The sequence below is a fragment of the Streptomyces sp. B1I3 genome (assembly GCF_030816615.1).
In the GTDB taxonomy this organism is placed as follows: Bacteria; Actinomycetota; Actinomycetes; order Streptomycetales; family Streptomycetaceae; genus Streptomyces.
This window is the reverse complement of the sequence record NZ_JAUSYD010000001.1, coordinates 6,103,383-6,124,811: the sequence shown is the minus strand read 5'-3', so window position 1 is coordinate 6,124,811 and position 21,429 is coordinate 6,103,383. Positions and strand designations below refer to the sequence as shown.

General features: G+C 71.9%; 18 protein-coding genes and 1 pseudogene. 3 read left to right on the top strand and 16 right to left on the bottom strand.

Annotated elements, in window-relative coordinates:
- Nucleotides 1–4: 4 nt before the first annotated feature.
- The 12 genes from QFZ58_RS27785 to QFZ58_RS27730 all read right to left on the bottom strand — a co-directional run bounded on the left by QFZ58_RS27785 (nt 5) and on the right by QFZ58_RS27730 (nt 14,190).
- Nucleotides 5–829 (bottom strand): rhamnogalacturonan acetylesterase, encoded by an 825-nt coding sequence (locus tag QFZ58_RS27785; protein WP_307127636.1) that lies wholly within the window; start codon nt 827–829, stop codon nt 5–7.
- Nucleotides 830–956: 127 nt separating this feature from the next.
- Complete coding sequence (locus QFZ58_RS27780) at nt 957–2,291, bottom strand: sugar ABC transporter substrate-binding protein (protein WP_307127635.1); 1,335 nt, start codon at nt 2,289–2,291, stop codon at nt 957–959.
- 97 nt (nt 2,292–2,388) lie between these two features.
- A complete protein-coding gene (locus tag QFZ58_RS27775; protein WP_307127634.1) occupies nt 2,389–3,930 on the bottom strand; it encodes a glycoside hydrolase 43 family protein in 1,542 nt (513 codons plus the stop codon).
- Complete coding sequence (locus QFZ58_RS27770; RefSeq protein ID WP_307129015.1) at nt 3,927–4,754, bottom strand: PmoA family protein; 828 nt, start codon at nt 4,752–4,754, stop codon at nt 3,927–3,929. Before QFZ58_RS27770 ends, QFZ58_RS27775 begins: the two co-directional genes overlap by 4 nt.
- Nucleotides 4,748–5,929, bottom strand: a complete 1,182-nt coding sequence (locus tag QFZ58_RS27765) for a Gfo/Idh/MocA family protein (RefSeq protein ID WP_307127633.1) — start codon at nt 5,927–5,929, stop codon at nt 4,748–4,750. Before QFZ58_RS27765 ends, QFZ58_RS27770 begins: the two co-directional genes overlap by 7 nt.
- 5 nt (nt 5,930–5,934) lie before the next feature.
- Nucleotides 5,935–6,852, bottom strand: coding sequence for a carbohydrate ABC transporter permease (locus QFZ58_RS27760; RefSeq protein WP_307127632.1), 918 nt, complete (start codon nt 6,850–6,852; stop codon nt 5,935–5,937).
- On the bottom strand, nt 6,849–7,784 hold the full coding sequence (locus tag QFZ58_RS27755; protein WP_307127631.1) for a carbohydrate ABC transporter permease: 936 nt from the start codon (nt 7,782–7,784) through the stop codon (nt 6,849–6,851). Before QFZ58_RS27755 ends, QFZ58_RS27760 begins: the two co-directional genes overlap by 4 nt.
- Before the next feature lie 159 nt (nt 7,785–7,943).
- Nucleotides 7,944–9,680, bottom strand: a complete 1,737-nt coding sequence (araD, locus tag QFZ58_RS27750) for an L-arabinonate dehydratase (protein WP_307127630.1) — start codon at nt 9,678–9,680, stop codon at nt 7,944–7,946.
- Nucleotides 9,677–10,579 (bottom strand): dihydrodipicolinate synthase family protein, encoded by a 903-nt coding sequence (locus tag QFZ58_RS27745; RefSeq protein ID WP_307129014.1) that lies wholly within the window; start codon nt 10,577–10,579, stop codon nt 9,677–9,679. Before QFZ58_RS27745 ends, araD begins: the two co-directional genes overlap by 4 nt.
- A gap of 50 nt (nt 10,580–10,629) precedes the next feature.
- Nucleotides 10,630–11,286, bottom strand: a complete 657-nt coding sequence (locus QFZ58_RS27740; RefSeq protein ID WP_307127629.1) for a GntR family transcriptional regulator — start codon at nt 11,284–11,286, stop codon at nt 10,630–10,632.
- 760 nt (nt 11,287–12,046) lie between these two features.
- Entirely contained in the window at nt 12,047–13,228 is a 1,182-nt protein-coding gene (locus QFZ58_RS27735) for a hypothetical protein (RefSeq protein WP_307127628.1), read from the bottom strand.
- Nucleotides 13,225–14,190, bottom strand: a complete 966-nt coding sequence (locus tag QFZ58_RS27730; protein WP_307127627.1) for a 5-dehydro-4-deoxyglucarate dehydratase — start codon at nt 14,188–14,190, stop codon at nt 13,225–13,227. The genes QFZ58_RS27735 and QFZ58_RS27730 overlap by 4 nt, the downstream gene beginning before the upstream one ends.
- Nucleotides 14,191–14,574: 384 nt before the next feature.
- Here QFZ58_RS27730 and QFZ58_RS27725 point away from each other — a divergent pair, with 384 nt between their 5' ends.
- The 3 genes from QFZ58_RS27725 (at nt 14,575) to QFZ58_RS27715 (ending at nt 17,073) form a co-directional block, all read left to right on the top strand.
- Nucleotides 14,575–15,384 carry an NAD(P)-dependent oxidoreductase gene (locus QFZ58_RS27725; RefSeq protein ID WP_307127626.1) on the top strand — a complete coding sequence of 270 codons (810 nt, stop codon included), beginning with the start codon at nt 14,575–14,577 and terminating at the stop codon, nt 15,382–15,384.
- 166 nt (nt 15,385–15,550) lie between these two features.
- The gene (locus QFZ58_RS27720; RefSeq protein WP_307127625.1) at nt 15,551–15,784 is read left to right on the top strand and encodes a hypothetical protein; all 234 of its coding nucleotides are present in this window, start codon (nt 15,551–15,553) and stop codon (nt 15,782–15,784) included.
- Between the two features lie 65 nt (nt 15,785–15,849).
- A complete protein-coding gene (locus QFZ58_RS27715) occupies nt 15,850–17,073 on the top strand; it encodes a TerD family protein (protein WP_307127624.1) in 1,224 nt (407 codons plus the stop codon).
- Nucleotides 17,074–17,182: 109 nt separating this feature from the next.
- Here the strand turns inward: QFZ58_RS27715 and QFZ58_RS27710 are convergent, their stop codons facing one another.
- The 4 genes and pseudogenes from QFZ58_RS27710 to QFZ58_RS27695 form a co-directional block, all read right to left on the bottom strand.
- A complete protein-coding gene (locus tag QFZ58_RS27710) occupies nt 17,183–17,413 on the bottom strand; it encodes a hypothetical protein (protein ID WP_307127623.1) in 231 nt (76 codons plus the stop codon).
- A 78-nt stretch (nt 17,414–17,491) separates the two neighbouring features.
- Nucleotides 17,492–17,958 (bottom strand): annotated as a pseudogene (locus QFZ58_RS27705) (hypothetical protein); the annotation flags it as partial.
- Nucleotides 17,959–18,169: 211 nt separating this feature from the next.
- Nucleotides 18,170–19,648 carry an alkaline phosphatase PhoX gene (locus QFZ58_RS27700; RefSeq protein ID WP_307129013.1) on the bottom strand — a complete coding sequence of 493 codons (1,479 nt, stop codon included), beginning with the start codon at nt 19,646–19,648 and terminating at the stop codon, nt 18,170–18,172.
- A 191-nt stretch (nt 19,649–19,839) separates the two neighbouring features.
- Entirely contained in the window at nt 19,840–21,321 is a 1,482-nt protein-coding gene (locus QFZ58_RS27695) for a hypothetical protein (protein WP_307127622.1), read from the bottom strand.
- Between the last annotated feature and the right edge of the window lie 108 nt (nt 21,322–21,429).

The window sequence follows — 21,429 nt, the reverse complement described above, 5'->3', positions numbered from 1 at the left end:
CGGGTCAGGCCTGCGGCCAGGTGATCCAGGCCTCGCGGACCGGCTCGTCGAGGCGGCGCAGGTCGCGCCGGGCGAGCACGTCCGCGTCCAGCAGCGCGCGGGCCGTCATCCGGGCCACGTCGATGGCGCCCGCCGGCCGGAAGTGGGTGTTGTCCTGCTTGCCGTCGGGGTAGTTGGGCGACTCCCCCGGCTCCAGCCAGTTGAAGTACGTCTCGGTGGTGTCCGGGCCGAGTTCCTGCCAGCGGGCGAGGGAGAGCGCCTGGAGGTCGAGCAGGGCCACCCCCTCCTCGGCGGCCAAGGCCCTCATCGCGGCGGGGTACTCGCCGTGGGTGGGCCTCGCGGTCCCGTCCGCGGCGAACCGGCGGCGCTCGACCGGGGTGAGCAGCACGGGCTCCGCCCGCCGGGCGCGGGCGCCCTTCACGTACCGGCGCAGGTACTCCTGGTACGTGGTGTACGGGTCGGTGCCGCGGGCCGGGTCCTCGGTCTTCTCGTCGTTGTGGCCGAACTGTACGAGGACGAGGTCGCCGGGGCGGACGCCGTCCAGGAGCGCGGTGAGGCGGCCCTCGTCGACGAAGCTCTTCGAGCTCCGCCCGTTGACCGCGTGGTTGGCGACGGTGAGACCGCGGGCGAGGAAGAAGGGCAGGGCCATGCCCCAGCCGGTCTCGGGCGCGGCGTCGGCGTACTTCTGGGCCGCCGTCGAGTCGCCCGCGATGTGGAGCGTCCGGGGCCGGGGCCTGCCTCCGCCCGGGTGCGCGGCCGCGGGGGTGGCCGCGAGGGCGAGGGGCAGCGCGAGGATCGCGGCTGCCGTCCGTCTGCGGGTGAGTGACACAGGGGTCTGCCTCTCTCGTAGGACGTACACGCGGGATGGGCCGGGAGAGGGACCGGCGGCGGGGCGCGACCCGGACCGCCGCCGGTCCCCCGGTCACCGGGGTGCCGGCCGTGAGGGGACGGTCGGGTCAGCCGTTGCCCAGTTCCGTCCATTCCTTCTGGGCGGTGTTCAGCTCGTCGGCCATCTTGTCCAGGAACGCCTTGGCCGTGGTCTTGCCGAGGAGCACCTTCTGGAACTCCGGCTCGTTGTCGGCCTTGCTGATGTTGTTCCAGTCGGGCAGGTAGTACGGCAGGTCGACGATCTTGGTGGAGCCGTCCGTGAGGGCCTTGGCGGCGAGCGCGGTCGGCTCGGACTTCGCGATCCACGGGTCCTTGGCCGCCTCGGTGTTGGCCGGGATGGCGCCCGCGGACTCGTTCCACTTGCTGTTGGACTCGTGCGAGGCCGCGAACTCGATGAACTTCCAGGCCGCGTTCTTGTTCTTGCTGCTGCGGAACAGTCCGAGCCCGTCCACCGGGTTGGAGACCTGCACCCGCGTGCCGCCTTCCCCGATGGGTGCCGGGATGCCGGCGAACTTGTCCTCGCCGAGGGCCTTCACGTGGTCCTGGTAGGAGCCGAGGTTGTGGCTGAGCATCCCGATGGTGCCGGTGTCCCACTGGGCGACCATCTTGGTGAAGTCGTTGTTCACGTCGGCGGCGGGCGTCGTCCTCTTGAAGAGGCCGGCGTACTTCTCCAGCGCGGCGACGTTCTTCGGGTCGTTGAGCGTCGTCTTGTCGCCGTCCCAGAACTCCGTGATGCCGGTCTGCCCGTAGACGGCGTCGAGCGCCTGGGCGATGGATCCCGCACCGCCGCGGATGGTGTAGCCGAACTTGTTGTTCTTGGTATCCGTGAGCTTCTCGGCGGCCTCGTAGAACTTGGGCCAGGTGGTGGGGGCTTCCAGCTTCGCCTGCGCGAACAGGTCGGTGCGGTACCAGAGCGCGCCGTTGTTCGCGGAGGTCGGCATGGAGTACATGTCGTCGCCCCGGCCGGCGGCGGCTCTGACGCTCTCGACCATGCCCTCGACGAGCTTGCCCTTCAGCGACGACCCCTCCAGCCGCTTGTTGAGGGGTTCGAGGGCTTCCTGCGACACCATGTTGGCGAGATAGGCGGTACCGACCCCGCCCACGTCGGGCAGGCCGCCGCCCGCGATGGCCGTGTCGTACTTGGACTGGACGTCGGCGATCGGGATCGGGACGTACTTGACCTTGATGTCCGGGTACTTCTTCTCGAAGTCCTTGATGATCTCGGTCCAGATGGCGGTGCGCGGACCACCGTTGTTGTCCCAGAAGGTGATCTCGCCCTTGCCGCTGCCCTCGGTGCCCGTGCTGCTGCCGTCGTCACCGCACGCGGTGGCCGTCAGGGCAAGTACCGCCGTCAGGGACACCGCGGCCGCGGCACGCCCCCGGTGCGTCTTCGAGATGGTCATCGTCGGCTCTTCTCTCTCGGTACTGTCGGTGAAATCGCTGGTGTCGCAGGTGCGGGTCGCTCTGTACTTCCGTGGGGGGCGTCTGTGAGGCGTGCCGTCAGCGGCTGGTGCGGAACGCGGTGAAGCAGGCCGTGCCGGAAGGTCCCGTACCGTCCGGCGCGGTGGCGAAGAGGCCCAGCAGTGCTCCGACCCAGCGCCAGGGCGTGGCGGCGAAGACCTGGCCCGAGGGGCGGAAGCCGGCGCCGTCGCCGGTGTCGGCGTGGAAGCGGCAGCGGGCGCCCCGGGAGACCTCGATGCGCAGCCGCACGTGGGAGCCCGGGGCGGGGCGGGCGTGTGCGGCGTCCCGTTCGTGCTCGGCGACGGTCTCGGCGTACCGGTGGACGAGCCGGGTGGTCCCGTCCGCACCGGCTTCCAGGCCGATCCACGCGAAGGCGTCGCCCAGGACGGCGAGGCCGGCCTTGGCCCCCGGCTCGTCGCTGTGCAGGGTGAGGCCCGTCTCGACGGTGAACTCCTCGGCGGGCAGCCGCTGGACGAGGACGTTGGGCAGGGCCCGCAGGTCGTGCGCGTACGCGGTCCGTACGCAGCTGAGCCGCAGCCCGTCGCCCGCGTGCTCGACCGTCCAGCCGGGCCGGGGGTTGGCCGTCCACTGCCACTGCCTGCCGTGGCGCCCGCCGGGGAAGGTGTCGCTGGAGGCGGGCGCTTCCACGGCCTGCTCGGCGGCCTTCGGTTTGGGGTGGACGAGGACGGGTTCGCCCTCGTCGCCGATGACCGGCCAGCCCCCTTCCCAGCGCATCGGCTGGAGGTGGACCACCCGGCCGTAGGCGCCCCTGGCCTGGAAGTGGAGGAACCAGTCCTCGCCTGCGCCTGTCCTGACCCAGCCGCCCTGGTGCGGGCCGTTGACATCGGTACGGCCCTGGGACAGGACGACCCGCTCCTCGTACGGACCCCAGAACTCCCGCGAGCGGAAGGCGCCCTGCCAGCCCGTCTCCACTCCCCCCGCCGGGGCGAAGATCCAGAAGTAGCCGTCGTGCCGGTAGAGCTTGGGGCCCTCCAGGGTGAACCAGCCGGGGATCGTGTCGCCGTCGACGAGGGTGCGGCCCTCGTCGAGGAGTTCTCGCCCGTCCGGGCTCATCCGGTGGCCGGTGAGCCGGTTCTTGATGCCGGACCGGGACCTGGCCCATGCGTGCACGAGGTAGGCCTCGCCGGTCTCCTCGTCCCACAGCGGGCAGGCGTCGATCAGTCCCTTGCCCGCCTTCAGGAGATGCGGGGCGGTCCACGGGCCACGGATGTCCTCGGCGCTGATCTGCTGGATGCCGTGGTCGGGGTCGCCCCAGAAGATCCAGAAGCGGCCGGCGTGGTGGCGCAACGAGGGGGCCCACACCCCGCAGTCGTGGCGGGGCACCGCGAACTCGGCGGCCGGCTCCAGCCGGTCGAGGGCGTGGCCGACGAGCGTCCAGTTGACCAGGTCGCGGGAGTGCAGCAGCGGCAGCCCTGGTACGCGGCCGAAGCTGGACACCGTGAGGTAGTAGTCCTCGCCGACCCGCACGACGTCCGGGTCGGACCAGTCCGCGTCGAGGACGGGGTTGCGGTAGGTGCCGTCTCCGAGGTCGGCGGTGCGGGGCTTCGACGGGCCGCTCACGCGGTCACCACCTTGCGGACGTAGGCGGCGGCCGTGTCGCGGTCGAGCCGGCCGTCGGCGACGACGGTGACGATCCGGCGTACGACGGTGTCACCCGCCTCGACGGGCAGCCGGCGGTCCGCGGCGAGGGAGGAGCCGACGCCGGGGTACTCGGCGGCCCGCACGAACCACGGGTCGCGCCGGGTCTCCTCGGTCGCCCCGGCGAAGACGAGGGTCCAGCCCTCCCCTGCGAGGGCCAGCCAGTCGGCGGGGGCGCCGTGCACCGCCTCCTCTCCCTCGCGGGTGCCGCTGAACACGGCGGGGGCGGCGGACTCCTTGGGGGCGCGCCAGAAGAAGCCGCCGTATCCGGCGCCGGGACGGCCGTTGGTGGCCGGGCTGCCGATGGACAGGGCGGTGGTGCCCCGGTTGGTGAGGGAGAAGGAGAAGTCCAGGACCCAGGCGGTGTCGGAGAGTTCACCGACGGCGACGGTGCGGTGCTCGCGCAGGAGCTCGGTCCCGCCGGCCTCCCAGCCGAGTTCCTGGACGAAGCCGTCCGGGTCGCGGAGCTTCCACCCGCGGTGGCGCTGGACCCCGTGGTTGTCGAGCGCGGTGGGGCCCTGGCCGCGGACGAAGGTCCTGCCGCCCCAGAAGTTGTGTCCGGCCACGTCGGGGACGGCGACGGAGACGCCCAGGTGGTGGATGTGGTCGGCGGGGCGCTCCTCGGTGACGGGGATGCCCGCGAGGGTGGTGACGGGGTGGAGGTAGGGGCGGCCGTGCGTCTCGGACCCGTAGCTGTAACGGCCGACGGGGCGTCCGGCGCAGCTGAGAAGTGCGGTGGTCACGATGTGCTCACCTCGCTGGGTCGCGCCCAGGGGGCGCCGAGTTCGGAGAAGAGGGTGAGGGTGTCGGCGCCCGCGGCGACCAGCCCGTCGACGCCGCGCACGATGCGCCGCGTACCGGTGCCGTCGGCGGCCGGTTCGGTGTACCAGGCGTCCGCGGGAAGCGGGGTGGGCTCGGGGGCGGTCCGTACGGCTTCGACGACGCGCATGAACGCGCCGGTGCGGTGCGGCGGTACGAGGAGCGGGGTGCCGTCGACGAGGTGGTCGACGAGGTTCTCCAGGAGGTCGGTCCGCCCGTGCACGGCTTCCTCGGGACCGTGCCCGGCGCGCTGGACGAGGACCCGGTCCTGCTTGTACCAGAAGGTGATGCGGCCCCGGTCGCCGTGGACGACGACGTACGGCTCACCGGCCCGCTCGGCGCAGAGGGTGACGGCGACGGTGACCGGTGGCCCGTCGGTGGTGGTGACGCGGACGCAGCTGGTGTCGTCGGCCTCGATGTCGTGGGCGCGGAAGAGCTCGGTCTCGATGGACGCCACGTCCTCGGCCCTCCCCCGGCCGGCGAGTTCGAGTGCGGTGGCGACGGCGTGTGCCAGGGGGTTGGTGAGGACGCCGTCGACCACGTCGGTGGTGCCCAGCCGGCGCCGCCCGGCCCAGGGCGCCCGCCGGAAGTAGGCGTCGTCGCGGACCCAGGCTCCGGCGGCGCCGAAGCCGCGTACGGTGCCGACGGCCCCCGTGCGCACCAGCTCCCTGATGGCGGGCACGGCGTGCGAGCCGAACGACTGGAAGCCGATCTGGCAGGCGATGCCCGCCTCCCGTACGCCGTCGGCCATGCGGGCGTAGTCGGCCCAGGTCGCGGCGGGCGGCTTCTCCAGGAGGAGGTGGACACCGCGGGCCGCCGCGGTCAGGGCCAGCTCGGTGTGGGTGGGGATGGGGGTGCAGACGATGGCGACGCGGGCCCCGGTGGAGTCGAGGAGGGCGCCGAAGTCGCGGGACTGCGCGGGCATCTCCCCGGCGAAGGCTTCCAGCTCCTCGTCCGTCAGCGGGTTCAGCTCGCACACGCCGGCGAGCCGGACGAGACCCTGGTGCTGGAGACGGCGGACGTTGGCGAGGTGCCAGCGTCCATGGCCCCGGGCGCCCGCGAGAACGATCGGGACGGGGGTGGTGGTGGCGCGTATCCGCATCCGGGTCATCCCTTCACGGCGCCGGCGCTGAAGCCGGTGATGAGCCACTTCTGGATGAAGGCGAAGACGATCACCACGGGCACGGCGGCGATGACGCCGCCCGCGGCCAGCGCCCCCAGGTCGACGCTGTCCGCGCCGATCAGGGTGTTGAGGCCGACCGGGATCGTCTGCTTGTCCTGCTCGCTGAGGAACATCAGGGCGAACAGGAAGTGGTTCCAGCTGTGGACGAAGGCGAAGGATCCGACGGCGATCAGCCCCGGGCGCAGGAGCGGCAGGACGACCGCGCAGAAGGCCCTGAAGCGCGAGCAGCCGTCCACCCAGGCGGCCTCCTCCAGGGAGACCGGCACGTTCTTGATGAAGCCGCTGATCAGGATGATCGACAGGGGGAGCTGGAAGACGGTCTCCGCGATGACGACGCTGCCCAGCGAGTTGATCATCTGGAGGTTCTTGAAGATCTCGAACAGCGGTACGAGCATCAGTGCGCCCGGGATGAACTGCGAGCAGAGCAGCGCCAGCATGAACGCGCCCTTGATCCTGAAGTCGAACCGGGCCAGGGCGTATCCGCCGGCCAGGGCGACCAGGGTCGTGGCGATCAGCGTGCAGATGCCGACGATCATGCTGTTCTGGAAGAAGACGGCGAAGCTGCGCTCGTTCCAGACCTTCGAGAAGTGCTCCCCCGTCATCGGCCACGGCACCAGCGAGGTGGAGCCGGCGGGCCGGACGGCGAAGAGGAACATCCAGTAGAACGGGATGAGCGTGAAGACGAGGTAGATGCCGAGCGGCACGTAGATCTGCCAGCGCGGTATGTCGTCGAAGGAACGCTCACGCCTGGAGCGGCGGTGCGAGGTGGGCGGCGGGCCGTCCTGCCGTACGGACGGGCCCGGGGTGCGGGCGCTGTTCTTCTCCGCGAGTGCGGCGGTCACTTTTCGCCTCCGAACTTGCTCAGGCGCAGATAGACGATCGAGCAGAAGAGGAGGATCACGAAGGCGACGGTGGTGAGCGCGGAGGCGTATCCGAAGTCGTGGCCCTCGATGCCTGTGTTGGCGACGTAGAGCGGCAGGGTGGTGGTCTCCCCGGCCGGTCCGCCGCCGGTGAGGGTGTAGAGGAGGTCGACGTTGTTGAACTCCCAGACACCGCGCAGCAGGGTGGCCAGGATGATCGCGTCGCGCAGGTGGGGCAGGGTGATGTGGAAGAACTGCCGCAGCCGGCCCGCGCCGTCGACCGACGCCGCCTCGTACAGCTCCTTGGACACGGACTGCAGGTCGGCGAGGATGAGGATGGCGAAGAAGGGGACGCCCCGCCAGAGTTCGGAGACGGTCGCCGCCCAGAAGACGGTCCCGGTGTCGGAGAGCACCGAGGTGCCGTACTCGCCGATGCCGGCATCGGCGAGGTACCGGCTGAAGCCGGTCGAGGAGTTGTAGAGCAGGATCCAGATGGTGCTGGTGAGCACGCCGGAGACGGCCCAGGGAGAGAAGACCATGGCCCGGGAGATGCCGCGGCCGACGAAGGTCTGATTGACGATCAGGGCGAGCGCGAGGCCGAGCGCCAGCTGCAGGGTGACCTGGGTGACGACCCACTGGGCGCTGAAGCCGAGCGTCGACCAGAACTGGTCGTCCTCGGTGAAGATCCTGGTGAAGTTGTCGAAACCGGCGAAGCCGTTCCGCCACGGCTTGGTGACGTTGTAGTTCTGCAGGCTGTAGTAGAAGACACTGATCACCGGATAGGCGATGAAGCCCAGCATCAGCAGGCCCGCGGGCGCTATCAGCAGATACGGCAGGCGGCGGGGGGTCGCCGAGCGGCGCCTGGGCGCTTTCGCCTTGGGCGGCGGTGTGGCCACGGCTGCGGATTGGGCCATGACGCGTCTCCGATCTCTGGGAGGTGCTGAGCAGTGCTGGGGTGCGGGAGGTGCTCGTGGTGCTGGATGTGCCGTACGTTCGGTGCATGGTGCAAGCGCTTACCGCATGCCGTTCGGCATACCGGACGGATGGGTGCGCCGAATTCTCTTCGCCCGGTTTCAGCCCGCGTACGGGTCGGGCACCTCTCCCTGCCGGGCCAGGAACGCGAAGTCGCATCCGGTGTCGGCCTGGGTGATCTGGTCCTGGTAGAGCGCCCCGTAACCGCGCCCGTAGCGGGCGGGCGGCTCGGTCCACTCGGACCTGCGGAGCTCCAGCTCCTCGTCGGGCACGTCCAGGTGCAGCAGCCGCGCCTCGACGTCCAGCGTGATCAGGTCGCCGGTGCGGACCAGTGCGAGCGGCCCGCCGACGAAGGACTCGGGCGCGATGTGCAGGACGCACGCCCCGTAACTGGTGCCGCTCATCCGGGCGTCGGAGATCCGCACCATGTCCCGTACGCCCTGCTTCAGCAGGTAGTCGGGGATCGGCAGCATGCCGTACTCGGGCATCCCGGGGCCGCCCTTGGGGCCGGCGTTGCGCAGTACCAGCACATGGTCCGGAGTGAGGGCCAGGGCGGGATCGTTGATCGTGCGCTGCATCTCCCTGTAGTCGTCGAAGACGACCGCGGGCCCGGTGTGACGCAGCAGGTGCGGCTCGGCGGCGATGTGCTTGATGACCGCGCCGTCGGGGCAGAGGTTGCCCCGCAGCACCGCCACACCGCCCTCCTCGGCCAGGGGGTTGCCCCGCTCGCGGATGACGTCGGTGTCGTGCACCAGGGCCCCGTCGAGCTGTTCGCGCATCGTGCCGTGCGCGACGGTGGGACGGTCCAGGTGCAGTACGTCGGTGAGCTGCGCCAGGAATCCGGGCAGCCCGCCGGCGAAGTGGAAGTCCTCCATGAGGTACTTCCCGCCGGGACGGAGGTTGGCGAGGACGGGGACAGTGCGGGCGATGCGGTCGAAGTCGTCCAGGGTGAGTTTCACGCCGGAGCGGCCCGCCATCGCGATCAGGTGGATGACGGCGTTGGTGGAGCCCCCGAGCGCCAGCACGGTGGCCACGGCGTCCTCGTACGCGTCGGCCGTGAGGATCCGCGACAATGTCATTTGCTGCCACACCAGTTCGACGATCCGGAGCCCGGACTGCGCCGCCATGCGGTCGTGGCCGGAGTCCACGGCCGGGATGGACGAGGCGCCGGGCACCGTGACGCCCAGCGCCTCGGCGGCGGCCGTCAGGGTCGAGGCGGTACCCATCGTCATGCAGTGGCCCGGGGAGCGGGCGAGCCCGTTCTCCAGTTCGGCCATCTCGCAGTCGCCGATGAGCCCGGCCCGCTTGTCGTCCCAGTACTTCCACATGTCCGTGCCCGAGCCGAGGACCTCGTTGCGCCAGTGGCCCGGCAGCATCGGCCCGGCGGGCACGAACACGGCCGGCAGGTCGACGGACGCGGCGCCCATCAGGAGCGCGGGCGTCGACTTGTCGCAGCCGCCCAGGAGCACGGCGCCGTCGACGGGGTAGGAGCGCAGCAGCTCCTCCGTCTCCATCGCCAGCATGTTGCGGTAGAGCATCGGTGTCGGCTTCTGGAAGGTCTCCGAGAGCGTGGAGACCGGGAATTCGAGCGGGAAGCCCCCCGCCTGCCACACACCGCGCTTGACCGCCTGCGCACGGTCGCGCAGATGGACGTGGCAGGGGTTGATGTCGGACCAGGTGTTCAGGATCGCGATGACCGGCTTGCCCAGGTGCTCCTCGGGGAGGTAGCCGAGCTGGCGGGTGCGGGCGCGGTGGCTGAAGGAGCGGAGCCCGTCCGTGCCGTACCACTGGTGGCTGCGCAGCTCCTCGGGAGCGATGCGGCTCGTGCCCTCGGTCATATGGACCACCCGGCGACCAGGCCGGCGACCTCGGCACGCTGCGCCTCGGGCAGGACCCGGCTCGGCGCGCGCACGTCGCGGCGGCAGAGGCCGAGCGCGGCCAGGGCTTCCTTGACGACGGTCACGTTGTCGGCGGACTGCCGGTCGGCGCGCAGGTCCTCGAAGCGGCGGATCTGCTCCCAGACCTTCATCGCCGCGGTGTAGTCACCGGCCCGCAGCGCCTCGAGCATGCTCAGCGAAACCCCGGGGGCGACGTTGACGAGACCGGAGGTGAAGCCGGTGGCGCCAGTGGCGAAGTAGGAGGGGGCGTACAACTCGGCGAGTCCGGCGATCCAGACGAACCGCTCCAGGCCGGCGTCGCGGGCGAACGCCGCGAAGCGTGCGGCGTCGGGGACCGCGTACTTCACCCCGATGACGTTGGGGCAGCTGTCGGCGAGTTCGGCGAGCCGTTCGCCGGCGAGCAGCGGATTGCGGATGTAGGGGACGACGCCGAGCTCCGGTACGGCCTCGGCGATGGTCCGGTGGTAGTCGATCCAGCCGTCCTGGGACACGTACGGGTGGACGGGCTGGTGCACCATCACCATCTCCGCACCGGCGTCCCTGGCGTGCTCGGCGGCGGCCACCGCGGTGGGTACGTCGTGTCCGACGCCCACCAGGACCGTGGCCCGGCCGCCCGCCTCGTCGATGGTCAGCTCGGTGACCGCGCGCCGCTCGTCGGGGGTCAGTGCGTAGAACTCCCCGGTGTTGCCGTTCGGGGTGACGACGCGGACGCCGCCGTCGAGGAGCCGTCGCAGCAGAGCGCGGTGGACGGCGGTGTCGATGCCGCCGTCCTCGGCGAACGGGGTCACCGGGATCGCCACAACGTCTGCGAGGGCCGCCTTGAGCGGGGAGAGGTCCATGCGGACTGGCCTTTCGTCGAGGTGCTGGTGGTTCAGGTCCAGCGGGTGGTTCACGCCGTGTCACCCCCGTCTTCGTCGTCGGGGAACGCGCGGCGTACGAACGATGCGATGTGGTCGTGCAGAGCCCCGGCGGCGGCCGCGGCGTCGTCGGCGAGCGCGAGCCGCAGGATCTCCCGGTGCTCGGCCGCCTCCCGCTCCCAGGACGGGATGGTCGCCCAGGCCACGGTCGAGACGAGTGCGGCCTGGTCGCGGATCTCGTCGAGCGTCCGGGCCAGCAGCGGGTTGCCGCAGGGCAGGTAGAGGGCCCGGTGGAAGTCCCGGTTGGCCAGCGACCTGTCGGCCTTGTCGATCGCCGAGTCAGCCCGCTCCAGGGCCTCCTGGGCCGCTTCGAGCGAGGCCTTGCGGGTGATGGAGCGGCGCAGCGCCTCGGGCTCCAGGAGCAGGCGCACGTCGTACACCTCCCGGGCCATGGTCGCGTCGACCAGCCGCACGGTGGCGCCCTTGTACTGGCTCATGACCACCAGCCCCGTGCCCGCGAGGGTCTTCAGGGCCTCGCGCACAGGAGTCTTCGAGACGCCGAACTGTGCGGCGAGTTCGGTCTCGACGAGCGCCTGCCCCGGTCTCAGCTGCGCGGTGAGGATGGCGTGCTTGATCGCCTCCAGCACGTACTGGGTCCGGGACGGAATCGGGGCAGGCGCAAAGGTCATGGGTGAAGGGCTCTCGCATCTCGCGTATCGCGTCTCATATATGACGTACGAAGTACGACGCGATGAAGCTAGAGCGGTCGTGAATGTTTCGTCAACGCTTCTGACAGAAGATGTTTCGGGAACGGCGTGTTGGTTTCCGGTGGCTGCCCGGCTCCTGATGGCCCCTCACACCTCGGCGGCGCTTCTCGGGGTGGTACGGCTCGCCCCGAAGTGTGCTGGTCACAGCGGTACGGGGGCCGGAGGGGGCAGTGCGGGAGGTGGCGCGGGACCGCACGGCCGTGCCCTGCCCGGCCGAAGAGCCCGTATGCGGTTCCGATACGCCTGCGACGGGCTGACCACCGGTTCACGGGTCACGTCGCTCGTCGGACCGAAGGCGTCTGCGGACCCCACGACCGGCGGCCTCCTCCGGGCGCGGCCGGAGGCCGCAGGGGCGGCGGAGACGGCAGGGAGGGCTCGTGGAGGCGGCAGGGGCCGTGCGGGCGGCCGGCGGGGGCCGTGCGGGTCGGCGGCCGGCCGCGTGCGGTCGGCATCCGGCTCCCAGGTGCCTCCGGCACCCTGCGGACGACGGCGGACGAGGGCGGACGAGGGCACGGAGACGCTCGCGCCCCAGGTCCGCGCGGACCGATCACGAGCGGCCCCGCCCCGCCGGACCGGTTCCGGCGGGGCGGGGCGGGGCGGGGCCTGCGGGACGACACGGCAGGGCCGGGCCGGGTTTGCGGGGGGCTACCGGGTCGACGGGGCTACCGCCTGCCCGGTCCCGTCATCGGTTGATGCGCGAGAGCGCGCCGGCGACGGCCTCCAGGTCCGGCCCGGAGGCCAGTCCCGCGTGATACAGGCGCAGTTCGCCGGCGCCGAGGGCGCGGGCGTGCGCGGCGTCCCGCTCCAGCGTGCCGGGGCTGCCGCCCATCCCCGTCACCACGTTGAAGTTGGCCGCCAGCACCCCCGTCAGCCCGGCGAACGGCCCGAGCACCGCCTCGCGCGCCGCGTCACCACCGGTGCAGGGCAGCACCGCACCGTCCGCCGTGGACAGGAGGTGCGCCGGATCCACCCCGACGTTGGCGCCGGTGCGGTACGAGGCCGGGTCGGCGTGCAGCAGGACCTGGAAGTCCGGGCCGGGCGCCGCCCTCCGCACCGCGGAGACGGCGGCCTCCTGGAGCCCCCGGGCCACCTGGTCCCGCCACCGCCGCGTGGCGTCGGCGAGGCCGGGGCCGAGCAGTTCGCCCACGCCGGACCAGCCGGATCCGGCCGAACCGGAGCCCGCCCAGACGGGTTCCAGGGCGCGGCGCACGGCGGCGGCCAGCTCGTCGGCGTCGAGCCCCGTCCCGGCGTACCCGGCCCGGCAGTCGGCGCAGAAACAGAGCGACATGAGGTACTGCGCCGCGTCCCCGAGGCCGACGCCCGCCGTCTTGTCGTGGGCGTGCAGATGGGCGAAGCCGTACCAGCCGCACGACTCCAGTTCGGTGCCCAGCGCCCCGGGGCGCACGGCGGCCTCCGCCGCGAGGTCCACGAGGTACGCGTGGACGGCCGGCTGCGCGATGCACGGCGCCCAGGGGTAGCGGTCGCCGTAGGCGTTGACCACGGAGGTGTCCGGGTGCTCGGCGCCCAGGCGGGAGTTGTGGGCGAGGACCACCCAGGAGTGCACCTGGAGACCCGCGTCGGCCAGGGCCCCGGCCGCCTCGGCGTACGGGTCGCCCCCCGCCACCCAGGTCTGCTCGTAGGGGCGGAGCCGGCGGCCGGCCCAGCGTCCGGCGGCCGGGGGGTACAGGACCGCAGCGTGTTCGGCGGTGACGACGCGGTGGCCGGGGTGACGCGGGGTCAGGGCGCGGGTGGAGTGGTAGGCCGAGGCGAGGGTCACCTGCTGGACGCCCAGGTCCACGAGGCGGGTGGCCGCGTCCGGGTCCCCGGCTACGTCCCAGGGGTAGAGGAAGGCGGAGGTCTTCACCCCTGCGCCTCCTGCCGGGCCCCGTGCTTCTCCAGCAGCGCACGGCCGTTGGCGATGATCCCGGTCAGTTCGTCGATGTGCGCGGCCGGCGGTTCGGTGAGCGGGGTGCGCACGGTGCCGACGTCCAGGCCCTCGAGCCGGACGGCCGCCTTCACGAGCGAGACGGCGTAGCCGCGGCCCTTGGCCCGCAGCTCGACGAGCGGCCGGTAGAAGTGGTCGAGCAACGCGTTGACCAGGTCGTCGTCGCCGGACTCCAGCGCCCGGTAGAAGGCCAGGGCGATGTCGGGGGCGAAGGCGAAGACGGCGGAGGAGTAGAGCGTGACCCCGATGCCGCGGTAGGCGAGGCCCGTGAGCTCGGCGGTGGGCAGCCCGTTGAAGTACAGGAAGTCCTGGCCGGGCGCCCCGGAGCGCACGGCGCTGACGATGCGCTGCATCAGGTCGAGGTCGCCGACGCCGTCCTTGAGACCGATGACGCCGGGGGTGCGCGCGAGGGCGAGGACGGTCTCGGGGGTGAAGACGGCGTTGTCGCGCTGGTAGACGATCGTCTCGAGACCGGTGGCCCCGGCGAGCGCGGTGTAGTGGGCGAGCAGCCCCTCCTGCCCGGCGACGACGAGGTACGGCGGCATGGCGAGGAGCCCGTCCGCGCCCGCCTCCTCGGCGAGTTTCGCGTAGTGGACCGCGAGGGCGGTGCCGTATCCGGTGCCCGCGACCACGGGCACCTGCCCGGCGGTCTCCTCGACGGCGGCGGCGACGACGAGGCGGAACTCCTCCGGAGCCAGCGCGTGGAACTCGCCCGTGCCGCAGCAGGCGAAGACCGCCGCCGCACCGGCGTCGATGCCGGTGCGCACATGCGTGCGGAAGGCGTCGAGATCGACGGTGCCGTCCGGCCCGAAGGCGGTGACGGGGAAGAAGAGCGGCCCGGCGACGTCGGTGAGTCGGGCGGCTAGCGGGGCTGAGGTCACGGGCGCTCCCTGAGCAGATTCAGACGTGCACAATTCTGATCGTCGTCCATATTTATGAACGCCTCCACGCTAAGCCAGCCTCGCGGCGCAGGTCAAGACAGGAAGACCCGACCCGAGGGAGGATCAGGCCGCCCGAGCCACACTTGACGTGATCCGCCGGGACTTCTTAGCTTGTCCATGCATGTGAATGCGATCCACGCATTTGACGCCTCGGGTGACGCACGGAGCGATTGCGCCGCGCCCACCCGGCGCGCGTACCTCGCTGTCCCTACGCAGAGTCCCGCTTCTCACAGCACCGCTTCGCACAGCACCGCTTCGCACAGCACCGCTCCGCACCACCGCGCCGCCCGTTCGCGCCCCGTGCCCGCACCGAGGAGATCCCGTATGCCCGCTCCCCGCACCGTCCTGCTCACCGGCGCCGCCGGCGGCCTCGGCACCCTGATGCGGGGGTTGCTGCCCGCGTACGGATACGAGCTCCGCCTCTTCGACGTCAACCCCGTCGAGGGTGAACCGGACGCCGTCACCGCCGACCTCGGCGACAAGGACGCCCTACGGGAAGCCGTACGGGGCGTCGACGCGATCATCCACCTCGCGGGCATCTCCCTGGAAGCGTCGTTCGACAAGATTCTGCGCGCGAACATCGAGGGCACCTACAACCTCTACGAGGCCGCACGCGAGGAGGGCGTCCGGCGCGTCGTGTTCGCCTCGTCCAACCACGCGGTCGGCTACACCCCGCGCCCGCTCCCCGGCGACCCGCTGATCCCGGTCGCCACCGCCCGCCGCCCCGACACCTTCTACGGCCTGTCGAAGTCCTTCGGCGAGGACCTCGCCCAGTTCTACTGGGACAAGCACGGCGTGGAGACCGTCTCCGTACGCATCGGCTCCTGCTTCATGGAACCCACGTCCGTACGGATGCTGTCCGTCTGGATGAGCCCGAGTGACGGCGCCCGCCTCTTCCACGCCGCCCTGACGGCCCCGGACGTGGGCCACACCGTGGTCTACGGCTCCTCCGCCAACACCCGCCTGTGGTGGGACCTGACGACGGCCCGTTCCCTCGGCTACGAACCGCAGGACGACTCCGAGCAGTACGCGGACAAGCTCGTCGCCGAGCAGGGCGAGCTGGACCCGCAGAACCCGGACCACGCACACATCGGCGGGCACTTCGTCACCGACCCTCCGATCTGGCCCCACTAGGCCGGGCCCTCGGGCCCGCCGTCCGGACCAGGACGCACCGGGCCGGCCCGGTCCGGACCAGGACGCACCGGGCCGGCCCGGTCCGGACCGGGACGGTCGTCGGAACCGCGCCGTCCGGCCGGAAAACGCCGCGACGCGGCGCCGTGGCCACGGGCACCGTACGGCCATGCCGAAACCCTCCGGATTACAGTACGAACAGCACGGCGACACGAGCGTCACCCTCACCCACCACGGCCGCCCCGCGGGCTCCCTGCGCGGCGGCCGCGCGGCGAGGTTCCTGGCCGAGGTGGAGTCCGGCGACGCCCAGCTCGTCATGGCGCGCTGGACGGGCGCGTACCGGCACGGCAACGAACGCACCGCCCGCGACCACCCGCGCAACCGGGTTCGCGGCGGGCACTGAGCCGTACGGAGCACACCGGCGAAGGTAAGGGAACCGGCAAAGCCGGGTCGTTCGTTACCCCGTGCATGACCGCAATGACCCCCGGCTCGAACATCCCTCTCTCCGCCGTCCGCGTGGCGGTGGACGTCGCCGCACCGGTGCGGCTCGACGTCTCGGGCCTGCTGCTCACCGCCGACGGCAAGGTGCGCTCCGACGACGACTTCATCTTCTACAACCAGCCCGCGGGCACCGGCGTGACCTACCGCGCCGGCGGTGGCTCCGTGCCGGACGCGATCGTGGTGGACACCACGGCGGTCCCCCCGGGCATCGAGAAGATCGTCGTCACGGCGAGCCCCGACGCGGCCGGCCAGACCTTCCAGGGCATCGAGCCCACCGCCACCGTGCGCAACGCGGACGACGGCAGCGCGCTCGCCACCTTCACCCCGCCGCAGCTGGGCAGCGAGACGGCGCTGGTGGTCGTCGAGATCTACCGGCGCAACGGCGCCTGGAAGGCCCGCGCGGTCGGCCAGGGCTATGCCGACGGGCTCGCGGGCATCGCCACGGACTTCGGCGTCTCCGTGGAGGAGCCCGCCGCGGCCACGCCTCCCGCCCCGGTCGCGCCCCCCGCCCCGGCCGCACAGGCGGCCGCTCCCGTGGACCCCCGGATCGCACCCCCGGCACCGGCGGCGCCTCCCGCCCCGCCGGCCGCGCCCCCCGCTCCGGCGGGCACGGGCAAGATCAACCTCGACAAGGGCCGGGTCAGCCTCCGGAAGAACGAGACGGTCTCCCTGGTCAAGGGCGGCCGGCCACTGCTCTCGCAGGTCAAGATGGGGCTCGGCTGGGAGCCGGCGTTCCGTGGCAAGGACATCGACCTCGACGCCTCGGTGATCGCCTTCGGCCCCGACCGCAAGCACCTGGACAGCTGCTACTTCGGCAAGCTCTCCATCCTGAACGGCGCGATCAAGCACTCCGGCGACAACCTCACGGGCGAGGGCGCGGGTGACGACGAGGTGATCGTCGTGGACCTCGGCCGGATCCCCGCCGAGGCGAGCGGCCTGGTGTTCACGGTCAACTCCTTCACGGGGCAGAAGTTCACCGAGGTCGCCAAGGCGTACTGCCGGCTGATCGACGCGGCCACCGGCGAGGAACTGGTCCGCTTCGACCTGACCGGTGCGGAGCCGCAGACCGGCGTGATGATGGCCAAGTTGATCAGGCAGTTCTCCGGCGAATGGGAGATGACCGGCATGGGCGAGTTCGTGAAGTCGCGGACCGTCCGCGGCATGGTCAAGCCCGCCGCCAAGGCCCTGTAGCACCGCGAAGGCGTCCGGAACGGCTTCCGGGGCACCTGGTGGATTTCTCCTCAGGTGCCCCGGGTCCGGAGAGCCTCCGGTCGGACGCGGTACGTGCTCGTCCTCCCTCTCAGAGCTTGGTCAGCTTGGAGTACGGGCTCAGGATCCTTCCCTGACGCCCCGAGAAGTCGATGAGCACTGCGTCGTTGTCGCCCTCGACAGCGAGGACTCGCCCGAGTCCGAACTGGTCGTGCGACACCCTGTCGCCCACTTCGAAGCATTCGACCGGTGGGGCCGCCTGGGCCGGGCGGTTGAAGGGACTGGATGGCAGGTGACGCCGGGATCCGGCTGACTGTTTCATTACGTTGAGTATGCGCCCTGGGAGCGCCCGACGCCATGCCCGACCGCCCCCGGGGCCGCAGTAGTGGCGGTTTTGTAATCAGCCGTTCCAGGGCCGGTCGGCGCTCCTGCCCGCCTCCAGCAGGGGCACCATGCGGAATGCCGCGTCGGAAAGCCCCCCGAAAGTGTGGCGGTTCTCGCTCCCGGACGGCGCGTGCCCGACCCGGTATACCCCGCGAGGTTCCAGGTGTGGACCGGGACGGTGGGCCCGATCCCCCGGTGGCGTCGCCGTGGTGCGTGCACGAGGCCCTGCTCGTCCGTGACGATCAGCACCCGGTCGTGCTTCCGGTAGTGCCTGCGCACCGCCTCGGCGGTGTTGGTGCCACCCAGGTCGCCGAAGCGCCCCAGGACCCTCGGCCGGCCGGCGAGGGCCTCCCAGGTCATGCCCGCCTCGGCCGGCCGGCCCACGCCGCCGGGCCCGGTGACCAGGGCACGGCGCTCCGTGACCGGCATGTCAATCAGCGCCCGGTGAGCGGTCAGGGTGCGGTTCGACGCGGGCGGCGCGGCACCGGGCGCCCCGGCGCTCGTGCCTGACCTCGGGAGGCGCGGCACCGGGTGCCCCGGCGCTCGCGCCTCCCGAGGTCAGGACGGCTGCGGCGTGACGTCGGGCAAGGAAGTGGCCGCTGCCTTCGCACCGGGAGGTGCATGGCCCCGGCTCCAGGAGAACGGCTGTCCGGCACGCGACGGGATTTCGTCGCGTGCCGGGCGGCCGGCCGGCTCAGCGCTTGTTCGGCTGCCGCTTCCAGGGACCGGTGATGGCGAGCATGATGCCCGGCGTCTGGATGTTGGCGAACAGCGTCTTCCCGTCCGGCGAGAAGGTGACTCCGGTCATCTCGCTGTAGGAGGGGTCCGCCTCCGTCCCGGCGTTCAGTTCGTTGCGCGCGATGGGGTAGGTGCGGCCGCTGTCGGTCGCCCCGAAGAGGTGCTGGATGCCCTCGCCGTCCTCGGAGATGACGATGCCGCCGTAAGGGGAGACCGTGATGTTGTCCGGGCCGTCGAGGGCGCCGTCCACGGAGGCGTCGGGGTTGACGCCCAGGAGGACCTTCAGGGTGATCGTGCGGCGCTTGGGGTCGTAGAACCAGACCTGGCCGTCGTGGGCCACGGGGCTTTCGTCCCGGGCGAAGGAGGAGACGAAGTAGGCGCCGCCGTCGCCCCACCACATGCCTTCGAGCTTGCGGGCGCGGGTGACCTGGCCGTCGGTGAACTGCTTGCGCACGGAGACGGTCTTCGCGTCGCGGTCGGGTACGTCGACCCAGTCCACGCCGTAGACGGTGCCGATCTTCGTGGCGCGGGACAGGTCGTCGACGAACGCGCCCTTCTTGTCGAAGCACTTGGTGGCCTGAAGGACCCCGGCGTCGTCGGCGAGGGTACGCAGCTTCCCGCGGCCGTGCTCGAAGCCGTGCGGCGGAACCCAGCGGTAGAGCAGGCCGTTGGGGCCGGAGGCGTCCTCGGTCAGGTAGGCGTGGCCGCGCTTGGGGTCGATGACGACGGCCTCGTGGGCGTATCGGCCGAACGCCTTGATCGGGCGCGGGTCGCGGTTGGCTCGCTTGTCGTACGGGTCGACCTCGAAGACGTAGCCGTGGTCCTTGAGAAGACCGTTCTTGCCGGCCTTGTCCTCGGTCTCCTCGCAGGTCAGCCAGGTGCCCCAGGGGGTGCTGCCGCCCGCGCAGTTGGTGGACGTGCCGGCGATGCCGACCCACTCGGCGGTGCGTCCGTCGCGGCGGGTCTCCACGACGGTGCAGCCGCCGGCCGCGACCGGGTCGTAGACGAGGCCCTCGGTGAGGGGGACCGGGTAGGCCCAGCCGGCCCGGGTGCCGCTCAGCTCGTGGTTGTTGACGAGGAGGGTGACGCCCCGGGGGCCCTCGAAGGCCGCGGTGCCGTCGTGGTTGGAGGGGGTGGGCTCACCGGTCTCCAGCTTGGTGACACCACTGTGCGTGAGAATCCGGTACGAGAAACCGGCGGGCAGCGCGAGGATGCCCTTCGGGTCGGGGAGCAGCGGGCCGTAGCCCAGCTCCCTGTCGTGGCCGTGCCCGTGGCCGTGCCCGTGGTCGTCGTCCCCGTGGCCGTGGCCGTGGCGGGCGTCGTCGGCGGCCAGGGCACCGGGCGCGGTGGCCAGCGCCCCGACGGTGCCGGTGAGGGCGATGCCGGCACCGGTGAGGGCGGACTGTCTGGTGAATTCCCTGCGCGTGAACGACATCGCGTACTCCTGGTGCTGCGTGGCCGGGTGGTTGGCGTGATCACGCTCCCTTCCCTGCACCAACGCCAGTTGAACGAGGAACGACGTCGAGCGGGCCTGCACATCAAGCCGTCAGGCGAACACGGACAGAACGGGACACGGAGGCCAGGCGGACGGGTCTCGCCTGGCCGAAAAGCGGTCCCCCGCCCTGCTCAGCTCCCGGTACGCGAGCGGGCCTTGAAAGCGGACTTGCGGGCGGCCTTCGCCGTCTTCCGGTCGCGGTGGAGCCGCCCCATCGCCTCGAGGACCTCGGCCGTCGCCGGGTGGTCCACCCGCCAGGCCTCGTCGAAGAAGCCGCTGTGCTGGCCGGAGAGGCCCTCCACCAGCTCCTGGAGCTCGCCCATGTCACCTTCGGCGTCCAGCTGTGCCGCGATCGTGTCGACGGCGAGCCAGAAGATCATCGACTCCGCGGGCGCGGGCACGTCGGACGCGCCCCGCTCCACGAGCCAGACCCGGGCCAGCCCGCCGAGTTCGGGGTCGTCCAGGACGGCGCGTACCGCGGGCTCGGCCTCGGGGCCGGCCAGTGCCAGGGCCTGCTGGCAGTGGAGCCTGCGCAGCGGGGCGCCCCGGTCGGCCCCCCGGGCCGCGCCCAGGAGTTCGGCGGCGGCGGCCTGCGCCCCGTCACGCGCCCCGCGCCGGCCGAGCCACAGTTCGACCTCGGCGCGGGCGGCGCCCTCCGGGTAGTACGCGATGCCGTCGAGGAGCACGTCGGCCCCCTTGTCGGCGAGGTCACCGACGGCGGGCGCGTCCACCCCGGCCGCCAGCATCCGCTCCCGGATGCCGTAGAGGCCGAGGGGGGTGAGCTTCACCATCCCGTACCGGGTCACGTCCTCGTCGTCGGCGGGGGGTACCGCCTCCTCGCCCTCCTCGGTCAGCAACGTCTCGTCCACCGGGCGGTATTCGACGATCCCGATGGGTTCGAGCAGCCGGAACTGGTCGTCCAGCCGCATCATCGCCTCCGACACCTGTTCCAGGACGTCGTCGGTGGGCTCGTCCATGTCGTCGGGCACCACCACGGAGGCGGCGAGGGCGGGCAGGGGCACGGGGCCCTCGCCCGGTCCGGCGTCCGAGAGGGTCAGCGCGTAGAGATTGCCGAGCACCCCGTCGAGGAATTCCGCCTCCGCCTCGGGGTCCCAGTCGAGGGCGTCGAAGTCGACGCTGCCGTCGTCACCGATGAGGTCGGCGAAGTCGTCGAAGGCCGGTGCGGTGGCGTCCGCGTGGACGGCGTCCAGGCCGTCGAGCCAGATCCCGAGCACGTCCTGGGGCGAACCGGTGGTGATGAGGGCCAGGTTCTCACCCGCGGTGACCGTGCCCTCGGCGTCCTCCCCCGCCGCGCCGTCCTCGCCGTCGTGCTCCGGATCCTCGACGTCCACGAGCCCTGCGTCGACCGCGAGACGCCAGGCCTCACTGGCGTACGCCGCACCGTCCTCGTCCTCGGCGAGGCCGAGGTGCTCGGCCGCCGCGGGCAGCTGCGCGTCGACGAGTTCACCACCGGCGCCCACCCGGGTCTGCGGACCCGCCCAGCGGGCGAGGCGGACGGCACGGGCGAGCAGCGGAGCGGCCAGCGCGTCCCGTGCCAGTTCGGCGTCGGTGTGCAGCCGTACCGGCGGCAGGGAAGGGCGCTCTGCGGACATCAGGGGGTTCTCCTCGGGGCGTGCGCGGGGCATGTGCGTCGAGCGGATCCGGTGTACGGGTCCGGGGCCGGCCCGGTGCACGTGGGATCCGGGCCGCCGACCCCAGCG

Bases quoted from the DNA above. Each gene is read 5' to 3' on its own strand.
- QFZ58_RS27780 (WP_307127635.1), bottom strand. From the start codon at position 2,291: ATGACCATCTCGAAGACGCACCGGGGGCGTGCCGCGGCCGCGGTGTCC.
- QFZ58_RS27765 (WP_307127633.1), bottom strand. From the start codon at position 5,929: ATGCGGATACGCGCCACCACCACCCCCGTCCCGATCGTTCTCGCGGGC.
- QFZ58_RS27755 (WP_307127631.1), bottom strand. From the start codon at position 7,784: ATGGCCCAATCCGCAGCCGTGGCCACACCGCCGCCCAAGGCGAAAGCG.
- araD (WP_307127630.1), bottom strand. From the start codon at position 9,680: ATGACCGAGGGCACGAGCCGCATCGCTCCCGAGGAGCTGCGCAGCCAC.
- QFZ58_RS27745 (WP_307129014.1), bottom strand. From the start codon at position 10,579: ATGGACCTCTCCCCGCTCAAGGCGGCCCTCGCAGACGTTGTGGCGATC.
- QFZ58_RS27740 (WP_307127629.1), bottom strand. From the start codon at position 11,286: ATGACCTTTGCGCCTGCCCCGATTCCGTCCCGGACCCAGTACGTGCTG.
- QFZ58_RS27725 (WP_307127626.1), top strand. From the start codon at position 14,575: ATGCCCGCTCCCCGCACCGTCCTGCTCACCGGCGCCGCCGGCGGCCTC.
- QFZ58_RS27720 (WP_307127625.1), top strand. From the start codon at position 15,551: ATGCCGAAACCCTCCGGATTACAGTACGAACAGCACGGCGACACGAGC.
- QFZ58_RS27715 (WP_307127624.1), top strand. From the start codon at position 15,850: ATGACCGCAATGACCCCCGGCTCGAACATCCCTCTCTCCGCCGTCCGC.
- QFZ58_RS27710 (WP_307127623.1), bottom strand. From the start codon at position 17,413: ATGAAACAGTCAGCCGGATCCCGGCGTCACCTGCCATCCAGTCCCTTC.
- QFZ58_RS27700 (WP_307129013.1), bottom strand. From the start codon at position 19,648: ATGTCGTTCACGCGCAGGGAATTCACCAGACAGTCCGCCCTCACCGGT.
- QFZ58_RS27695 (WP_307127622.1), bottom strand. From the start codon at position 21,321: ATGTCCGCAGAGCGCCCTTCCCTGCCGCCGGTACGGCTGCACACCGAC.